Consider the following 11157-nt stretch of genomic DNA (forward strand, 5'->3'; position numbering starts at 1 on the left):
ATAAAGTAAGTATTAACGAGGATGGCAGTTTCGGGCAGCCACAGAACCTGGGAGCACCGGTCAATACCGAGTTCGATGAAAGCTTCCCCTTTATGGACAGCGATGGCAGCCTTTACTTCTCCTCCAACGGGCATGCCGGTCTAGGCCTGTTCGATATCTTTAAACTGGAAGAGGGCCAGGTGGAAAACCTGGGCGAACCGGTGAATTCCAGCATGGATGATTTTGCCTATTTCCAGGTAGACGATTCTAAAGAAGGTTATATCTCCACCAACCGCCAAGGCGGCAGTGATGATATCTACGTCTTTAATAAGCTCAACCCGCTGATCCTGAAAGGACAGGTGACCGATGCCATCAATGGCAAGCCCATCCCTTCGGCCACGGTAAGACTGATGGATGAAGAGGGTGAGGAAATGGTGTTTCTGGAAACAGACCAGGAAGGAAATTACCAGACCGAGATCCCAAGAGACCTGACCTTCCCCGTGGAAGCCAAGGAGATCAGATACGAGACCTTTACCGGAGAGGTTAGTTCGATGCAGGCCGATGACAAGGAAGAGATCCAGTATGATATTCAGCTAAACCCGGTTAGGGATGTGGAATACCTGGCCGAGATCGACAATATCTATTTCGATTTTGACAAGTCTAACATCCGTCCCGATGCCGCGGCAGAACTGGATAAACTTATCGACCTGATGAAAAACCAGTACCCCGAGCTGGTCATCGAGATAGGTTCGCATACCGACCGCAGGGGTACCAACGCATACAACGAAAAACTGGCCGAGCGAAGAGCCAAGGCCACCCGGGATTACCTGGTAGAAAATGGCATCGCCCCAGAGCGAATCGTTGCCTATAAAGGTTACGGCGAGACCAAACCGGCCATCGACTGTGACCGTTGCACCGAAAAAGATCACCAGCTTAACAGAAGATCCATGTTCAGCGTGGTAAAAATGGATTAACCGGCTAACTAACCGGAAGAGGCTTGCTTGATGAATTTTGTTCTTAATTGATTCGATTTATGAAAATGAGAGGAATGTAAGCAAGCCTCTTTATAAAGATCAGTCGACCCCAACATACTCGATTGCAGAAGAAAAAGGTTCAGCCTCTAGCCTGGACCTTTTTTATTTTTAGGTGCTCACCTTTTCCTCTATTTCCCAAGGTCGAAATCATAATAAAACCTTAAAAGGAAAGCTAAATTGAAAGGGAAATATCTTACAAAAATCAAATACAGTACTACATAATTCAACCAGCTGATTTAAGCTCAGTTACACGTGTAGAGCTCTCCAAATATGGCGAAAACCAAGGGGTTTCCCCCAGTAGAAAACTTTAATTCCTACAGTTTTCTCTAATTTTTGTAGGATATATTCTAAAAATTACACCTATAAAAGGTCAAAAAAGTTGTATTTCATCGATAATAACAAATATTTCATCTAAAAATTTAGCAAACAGTCAGTTACGAATATTTTTTAGGATAGTTTTAACCCAAGATAACATCCAATAGAGTCACCCCCCACGATTCTCTAGGTAATCCTCCAATTATTACCCGATGTTATAATCCCCACATGATTTATTGATTTAGATCAGTAGAATTCTACTGTCTATATGAAAAGTAATTTGTTGGATTTCAACTTAATGAACTAACCTATGATAAAAAAACTACGCCTTCAGGAGTCAGGCCTATATTGTTTGGCACTAGTTTTACTGTCTTCAATCTCATTTTATGCCCAGCAGGGTGATCCTTCTAATTTCAGTATTCGAGGAAATATATATTCCGGGGTTCCCACAACATTCCCTACCGTAGACGACTGGTTTCAGGGATCATCTGCTAATGGAATTATTGATGAAACAAATACTGCCACTTATCAGGGATATAATTCTCCCACTATAACTAACCAAGCATTTACGGTAAGATCTAAGTATCCTCAATATGAGATCGTGAATGGCTACATTCTATATGATGCAGTTTATGGCCGTGATTATGCCGACCTAAGCAGTCAGGGTTTTGGAAGAGATCGTAGCGCTTTTACCGGAAGTAGCGGAAAGAATGGGGACAACCCCAATCTTACGTGGGCTACCTCAAACAATGAAACAGTGCTTTCTAAATCAGATATAGTTGATGCTTACGCTCATTTAAGACGGGCCGGTCTAAACATAGGTCAGAATATGTGGCTAAATTTAGGTGTATCTACCCTATCCAACTCTGGAGACCATTTTCTAGACTTTGAATTGTACGCCCAGCCAATTGAAGCAAATTCTTCTAATACGGGTTTTGTTAATGCTGGCCTAAATTCTACTGGTGGTCATACTCCCTGGGTCTTTGATGCCTCAGGGAATGTTACAGCTTCTGGAGATATGATCGCAGGATTTTCCTTTAACGGTTCTACCGTATCGAACGTAATTCTAAGGATCTGGACAAAAAGAACCACCTGGCAAAACCTCACCCCTGCTAACTTTAACTGGGGACCTAATTTTGATGGGGCAAGTAATAGTTCTGAATACGGATATGCCGAAATAATTATTCCGGCAGGAAGTGTATTTAGCACTGGTAACAGTAACACGATTTCTGGACCACCCTGGGGCACTTTCTATAGTGATTCAAATCCTTACACCACAAGTTATGCTCCTGGATATTTTGCCGAAGTGGGAATTAACCTTTCTAAACTGGGTATCGATCCCAGTTTATCTACCGGAAATGCCTGTGACGCTCCTTTTACCAAACTTCTGATTAAATCAAGATCCTCCTCTTCTTTCACCTCAAGTTTAAAAGATTTTGCTGGACCTTATGATTTCCTAGGTGCCTCCTATACCGATACCAGAATAAAAAGAGATGACCCTGGCTATATAATTTGCGGGAATACAACATTAGGTTTATCTCCTTTGGTCCCTGATCCAAATGCCTATTATCGATGGACTACCAATGATGGTGAATTTTCTAATGGTCAACAAACTTATATTGGCATGAACGCCGTAGCGACCAAGCCCGGTACCTATCGACTAAGCGGGGCTCCACTGGAAGGCTGTACCGAAACTTTTAATGAGACCGTGGTTTATGCCCAGCCTTGCGCAAATTTTGATGAAGCAGAAGTAGTGGAGAACCGCGGGCCCGTAATTATAGACGTTGTAGCTAATGACACAGATCTTGACAATAATATTGTTCCTGGCTCGGTAAGCGTCGGAGGACTTTCAGTAAATGCACAGAACGGAACGCTTAGCGTGAATCCTGTTACAGGCGCCATAAGCTATACCCCTAACCCCGGATTCTTTGGCGTGGACACTTTTGAATACGAAGTTTTTGACGCAACTCCTTCCGGTGCGGAATATAATGGCCCTTTAAGTAATATCGCACTGGTAACCGTTACCGTGCTGAAAGATTCTGATAATGATACGGTTCCAGACCGGGATGATATAGACGATGATAATGACGGGATCCCAGACATTATAGAGCAACCCTTTGAAAATTCCCAACCCGTCTGCGGCAGTAATACGGTGCTAAACTTTAGTTCGCCAACACAGATCAATGGTAACAGCAATGCTAAAGTAGGAGATGAATATTTGTTTACAAATGTAGCTCCTGGGATTGAGGCAGTAGTAGAAATCACAGGATTCGACAGCAACAAGTTTACCTTATTCTCTATTGATAATGACGCCACGAACACCAATTCATTCCAGCCCGTTACCGAGCTTAAGAACATGGCCAACGGAGAACAGGGATATGTGGAATTTACTTTCAGGTTTTATGAGTCTGGAACTTCCCAAACCACTTCACCAGTACCTGTTTATGTACCGGAGTTTTTTGCGAACTTCAATGATATAGATGGATCTTCCTTTTATAGTGAACAGAACTGGGTATATTTTCCAGACAGCTATACCCTGGAAACAGATACCGAACTTCTTATAGACAGGGCCGAGCCGTGGTTAATCGCACAAGGTGGCACCACGCCTTATTCGGGTTCAGATAATAGCAACCCTATCGTGAACCTATCAGCTAAATTCACCGATCTTTCTGTTTTTAGAATAAGACTGGGTATAGTGGCCAATGTAAGCTTTGTTGGCGGCACAACCATTAATCATAATGTTCAATTTGATTGTATAACCAACTTTGTTAATCCAAAATCTTTGGATAGCGATTCAGATAAAGATTCAGATCTTATTCCTAACTACCTTGACCTGGATGCTGATAATGACGGGATCCCAGATGTTAGAGAAGCAGGATATGATGACGCTAATAACGATGGAATGCTTCCAGGCCCATACGGGACCAATGGATTGGCAGACTCTGCAGAAACATTTCCTGATAGTGGTATCCTTGCCCAGCCAATAAGAAACACCGATGAATCTACAGAAGCAAATACCGATTTATACGACTTTTTAGATGTAGATTCAGATAATGATGGATTTACAGATGCTTATGAAGCTTTTTCAAATAATTCCAATTTTAACGACACCGGGAATGATGGTATTATAGACAGCTTCGTGGATAACGACAGCAATGGATGGCACGATCCTCTAGATGCTCTCTCCTCTTTTCCAGTAATAAGGAATTCTGACTATGATTCCCTGGAAGACTATCGCGACCTGGACTCTGATGGTGACGGTATCCCGGATACCTATGAATCAAATTTTGAGGTAATCGATGCCGATAACGACGGAATTGTGGGGGAAGGTATCCCAACTGATTCTGACGGGGATGGCCTGGCAGATACAAATGATCCTGATTCTACTGGTAACGTTTTAAGTGGAACAGGATTCTTACGAAATACAGACTACGACCAATTGGGCTTACCCAATCATCTGGATATAGATTCCGATAATGACGGGATTATAGATAATATTGAGGCACAATCTACTTTCGCTTATGTAGCTCCTTCTGGAAATGATACCGATGGAGACGGAATTGACGATGCCTACGATGTGGATAATGGTGGCCTGGGAATTGGTTATGTGAACACCGATGGAGGTACTGATCCAGATTTTGCCGATACAGATTCAGAAAACGATGGTGTATTCGATATTTCTGAAAATCATTTAGACAATTCCCTCGATCTTGCCCTTGATAACACTAACAATTTTAGCGGAGGCAGCTCTGCCGATGGAATGGTAGACCCAGATGCAGCCGATGATGACGGGGATGGTTTAGCCAATATATTCGACCTGGTGAATGGAACCACCAGCATGGGCAACGTGACCAATTCCGGCCAAACTCCGCAAACTCAGCCTGATACCGATCCGGTGGGAGGTGATAGAGACTGGAGGGAAAAATTTGAGCAGGATAACGATAATGATGGCATTCCAGATGGGGTTGACCTTGATGACGATAACGATGGTATTCTGGATACCGATGAATTGGATGGAGCCGTTGCCGATCTTGATGGTGATGGTCTTCAGAACAGTTTCGACCTGGATTCTGATGGTGATGGAATTCCAGACCACCTGGAGGGTGGCGGAATCTTCGACCAGGATGGGAACGGAACTCCCGGAAGCGGACTTCTAGACAATTCAGATGTTGATATCCAGGGTGTCCCATTACAGGTTTCCAACCGGGATGGTGGAACTTACCCAACCCAGGGACTGGTAACTATAGACACCGATGGTGATTCCTATATGGATTACCGCGATCTGGATTCAGATAATGATGGCATCGCAGATGTAATCGAAGCCGGAGGTGAAGACCCGGAAGGTAACGGGGTCTATGGTGCGGGTAATGCCAATGATGTAGATGCTGATGGACTGGCCGATGTACTTGATATTATCTTCAATAATGATGTAACAGATCCTAATGATTCTGATATCATAATTACAAGTATGGGAACCACGATGAGTGGAACTCCTCTAACTAATTATGATTCTTCCAGCGGATTTCATAAAGCTCTGGATAGTGATGGTGATGGGATTGCAGATTATTTAGATCTTGATTCAGATAATGACACCACTCCAGATAATATAGAAGGCCAGACCACCCTTGGTTATGTAGCCTTTGCCGCCGCAGATAGTGATGGAGACGGCCTGGTTGACCCCTACGATCTAAACCAGGGCAATGCCATATTCCCGGTAGATACCGATGGAGACGGAACCCCTGATTACCTGGACCTTGATTCAGATGATGATAGTATTTTCGATATCATTGAAGCAAATTCGGTGATAGTTTCGAATACTGCTGGAAGAACCAACAATGCCGTAGGGAATAATGGTCTGGATAATAGCTATGACGCAGGTGGTGCCGACACTTATGCGGATCCAAACGGAATATATGATGACACACAGGCAGATAACTTTCCAGATGAAGATGATGACGTATTTTCTGGAGGAGATGTAGATTACAGGGATGCATCCTTCAACGATAATGATGAAGATGGGATCGTAGATTCCATAGATCTGGATGACGATAACGACGGTGTACTGGATACGGCAGAATCCTACGGAGCAGATCCGGCTATAGATAGTGACAATGATGGGATCCCCAACTATATGGATCCAGATTTTTGTTCTGGAGACCTGAATTCTTTCGGTATCTGTTCGGCCTACGACCTGGACAATGATGGAATTCCTAACCATTTCGATCTTGAAAGCGATGGTGACGGCTGTAGTGATGCCATAGAAGCAGGAGCTACCAGCGATCCTACTAATGAATATCAGTTCCCGGTTTCACCTGTAGGCACAGATGGTATTCCAGATGCTGTGCAGGCTTCCAGTGGAGCAAATAGCGGAAACGTAGACTATACCGTTAGTTCACTTAACCCACCGGTTTTCGATTTTATGGATGCAGATGTGTTCGTGGCCTGTAAGGCAGACCTTAGCCTGGTCAAGACCGTGGATAATTCGAACCCAACCATCGGTGATATCATAACATTTACCCTGACCTTAACTAATTCTGGCCCCTTTAGCGTAAGCGAGGTGCAGGTACAGGACAACTTACCTGCCGGTTTACTAAATATTACAGGATCTACAACCACAGGAAGCTTTGATGCGACCACTGGTATCTGGGATCTAACAGGAACATCCATTGACCCCGCCCCACCGGGGAATATGGTAACTCTAGAAATAACAGCTGAAATAGGTCCTAATTGCGGGAATATCACCAATTCAGCTGAAATATTAACCAGCGAAAGATCTGATCCTGATTCCACTCCTGGTAATGGACTTTAAAAAACAGCTTATGATGAAAAATTACATCACATTCAAAAAGGAAAGCTTAAGGTTTAAAGTGTCATTTATTTTAATGACGTTCCTAATGACCTTTGGCTCTTTCCAGGCACAGGCACAGGAAGATGATTACAGTGAGGTGAATATCACGGTAACCGATACCCAGGCCCCAACCGTAGTTGCTCCCAGCGATATAAGCATAGATGGTTGTGACCGCAATGACATCTCCAATACCTATCCACTATGGGGTTACAGTACAACCCCTGTTTCATTAAGCCTTACCGAGTATGAAGGCTTGAGTGGAGCCAGTGCAACAGATAATGGTAGTATCGCTTCCATAACCTATACCGATTCTACCGATAATGGTAGCTGTACCGAGGTAGTTACCAGGACTTTTACTATCACCGACAACTGTGATAATTCTACCAACGCTATTCAAGTTATCACGGTATCTGACGGTACAGCTCCAACTTTAACCTGCCTTAATGATCAGGATGTAATAATCTCACAGACAGAATCTGAATATATAGTTTCCGGTTCTGAATTCGATGTCACCAGTATTACCGATAATTGCAGTTCTTCATTTACCGTAACCAACAGCCTGAATGGAAGCTCTACTCTGGATGGTGTTAGTCTTCCGTTAGGAGTTAACAGCGTTACCTGGACAGTGGAAGATGAATGTGGAAATATTTCAACCTGTACTTTTGAATTAAATGTAATTGCTCCCGATATCGTAGCTACTCTTACTGCAATTGATATCGATGGAAACCCAATGCCCGTTCTTTATGAAAGTGTTGGGCAGGGTATTACCTATGAAATTAGCTTTGAAAATAACGGAACTTATGGCATTAATGTAATTACCGTTACAGATCCCAATGCCGATCCCGGCAGTATCACTTATTTAAGTGGTGATACTGATGGAGACAATACCCTTGATCCTAATGAAACCTGGGTTTATACAGAGACCCGTACCGTAACCCAACAAAATATAGATGATGGCCAGGTCGCAAACACCGCCACAGTACATGGATATATTGATGAGAATTCCAATGGTGTTTTTGATTATACAGATGCCAATGGTAACGGCAGTTTTGATCTGGGAGAAGAAGATGAACAACCAACCAGCAATGATACCCAGGAGGTAATTGTGGAAGCTCTTCAAAATCCACAAATGGCCTTTACTAAAACCCAGACTTCTGTTAACTATAATTCTTCAGAGGCCGATGGTAATTCGGTTTCACCGGTAAAACAGCTTGGGGATGTGATCAATTATGACATTGTCATCGAAAATACTGGAAATATCACCATCACTAATGTGAACCTTACCGACTCTTTCCCAGGATCTGGAACTGGTAATTTGAGTTCTAAGACAGAAACCGGAGGTACCGGCAGCAACGGAGATGACATTCTTGACGTTGGCGAAACCTGGACTTACACTGCTTCTTATACTGTGACCCAGGCTGATATTGACGGCAATGTACCACTGGTGAATACAGCTGAATTAGTGACTTCCCAGATTGCAGGACCTACATATGCTACCGAAAATACACCTGTAGATGGAAGTATTATCCTTAGTCTGGAGAAAACACAGGTCTCGATTACCAATCCAGACTCCAGCCCGGCAGGAACTTTTGTTGACGAGCCAGCTGATAGGATCACCTACTCTATCACTTTAAGCAATGATGGCTCAAGAACCCTTACCAATGTATCCCCTACAGAAACATTCCCGGGTAGTGGAATAGGAACATTGAGCAGTGCTACTGAAAGTATGAATGCCGATGGCACCCTTGAAGTTGGAGAAGTTTGGACCTATACCGCGACCTATTCCGTAAACCAGGCTGATATTGATAATAACAGTGTACTAACCAATACCATAAGCGTTATAGCCGATGAACTAAGTACTCCTGAAGTTGCTACAGCAACTACATCTGTATCTAGAAATCCGGCATGGACCGTATCTAAAGTACAAACCCCTGCAGGTCAGACCTACACCAATACTGGAGATATTTTGACCTACGGAATAAGCCTGGATAACACTGGAAACATCAGTATTTCAAATATCAAGGTAACTGACCTTACTGCCGATTCCACTCCAGGAGTGGTGAGACAGGCAGATATAGTAGGTAATAATGATAATATTATGGATCCGGGTGAGAGTTGGTATTATACTGCCCAATATACCGTGACACAGGCTGATATAGATTCAGGATCATACACAAACAAGGTTTCGGCAACTGGCGATCCCGTGGGTGGTGGAGTATTCAGTGGTGTTGAAGACCAGGAAACAATAGAAGCAAGCCAGACCCTTTCCATCGATGACGTGGTCGTTACCGAAGGAGAGAATGTGGACTTCCTGATCTCGCTTACCGGGATCAGTGCTACAGATATCACTTTCACACCGCAATTTAGCAATGGAACCGCGACTATTGGAACAGATACGGGGACTCCTGTACAATATAGTTCGAATGGAGGTTCTTCATGGACCAATTATTCCTCGGGACAAATTACCATCCCTAGCGGAATTACCAGTTTATTGGTTCGAATTCCTACCGTAGATGATGTACTAACAGAACCGCAGGAAAACTTCACTTTTACTGCTATTGTGACGAGTGGAAATACTGCCAACACCAATATTCCAGCCACAGCTACCATAAACGATAATGATGCCATTAGCATAAGCCTTTCCGGATTTGAAATTACAGAAACCGAAGCTACCCAGGCTGGATATTTTGTAGCCAGGATAGATGGAGGTGCACTGGCCCAGGAAGATATCGTTCTAAGTTTTAGCACTGCCGATGGAACGGCTTTAGATAGCCAGGATTATTCAGCTCAGTCTAATTCAAACTACACTATTTCAAGTGGTACTTCGCTGGTAAGTATTCCTGTAGATGTTTTGGGAGATGCCATCAGCGAACCAACAGAAGATTTTACAGGTGAAATCAGCATTACCAATACAAATGGTCAGAATGTTAGCCTGAATACCGCTACGGCTACTTCCACTATCAATGATAATGATACCGCCAGTATCGCCATCAACGATGTAAGCATAAACGAAGCCGACGGAACAGCCGTCTTTACCGTAACCCTTACCGGGAACATCCAGGATCAGCTGACCGCTGACTTTACCACCGCTGATAATAGCGCCGTAAATCCTGATGACTATACCACCAATTCTGGTACTATCACTTTTGCTGCCGGGGCTACCAGCGGGGCCACCCAGACCATTAGCGTGAATATCATCGAGGATGCCATTGCAGAACCTACAGAGACCTTCTTTGTAAACCTAAGCAACCTGGTATTTAGTGGTGCTGCTTCCATCTCCGATAACCAGGGCGTGGGAACCATCAATGATAATGATACCGCCAGTATCGTCATTAACGATGTAAGCGTAAACGAAGCCGACGGAACAGCCGTCTTTACCGTAACCCTTACCGGGTACATCCAGGATCAGCTGACCGCTGACTTTGCCACCGCTGATAATAGTGCCGTAAATCCTGATGACTATACCACTACTTCCGGTACCATCACTTTTGTTGCCGGGTCTGTTGACGGAGCTACCCAGACCATCAGCGTGGATATCATCGAGGATGCCATTGCAGAACCTACAGAGACCTTCTTTGTAAACCTAAGYAACCTCGTATTTAGTGGTGCTGCTTCCATCTCCGATAACCAAGGCGTGGGAACCATCAATGATAATGATGCCATCTCCATCAGCCTGGCAGGATTCACCATCACTGAAACAGATGCTACCCAGCAAGGAAACTTCGTGGCCAGTATCGATGGCGGAGCTACTGCWCAGGAGGATATCGTGCTRAGCTTTACCACTACCGATGGATCGGCCGGTGCAAGCGACTATACTGCACAATCCGCTGTAAGCTACACCATCACCAAGGGAACTTCTTCAGTGAGCATTCCTGTAGATGTCCTGGGTGATGCCATCAGTGAACCAACAGAAGATTTTACAGGTGAAATTAGCATTACCAATGCCAACGGACAGGACGTAAGCCTGAATACCGCTACGGC

Annotated in this window: 3 protein-coding genes; all 3 read left to right on the plus strand. The window is 44.0% G+C overall.

Translation table 11 applies throughout. From position 1 onward, the window contains the following. Positions 1 to 953 (plus strand): OmpA family protein (locus FLP08_RS15225; RefSeq protein WP_156278013.1); only part of this gene is annotated, 953 nt, incomplete at its 5' end. 727 nt (positions 954 to 1680) lie between these two features. Continuing rightward, positions 1681 to 7137: an Ig-like domain-containing protein gene (locus tag FLP08_RS15230; protein ID WP_162431104.1), complete on the plus strand. Its 5457-nt coding sequence runs from the start codon at positions 1681 to 1683 to the stop codon at positions 7135 to 7137. A gap of 10 nt (positions 7138 to 7147) precedes the next feature. Continuing rightward, a partial coding sequence (locus FLP08_RS15235) for a beta strand repeat-containing protein (RefSeq protein ID WP_162431106.1) occupies positions 7148 to 11157 on the plus strand: 4010 nt, incomplete at its 3' end.

The sequence above is a fragment of the Christiangramia aestuarii genome (genome assembly GCF_009735585.1).
In the GTDB taxonomy this organism is placed as follows: Bacteria; Bacteroidota; Bacteroidia; order Flavobacteriales; family Flavobacteriaceae; genus Christiangramia; species Christiangramia aestuarii.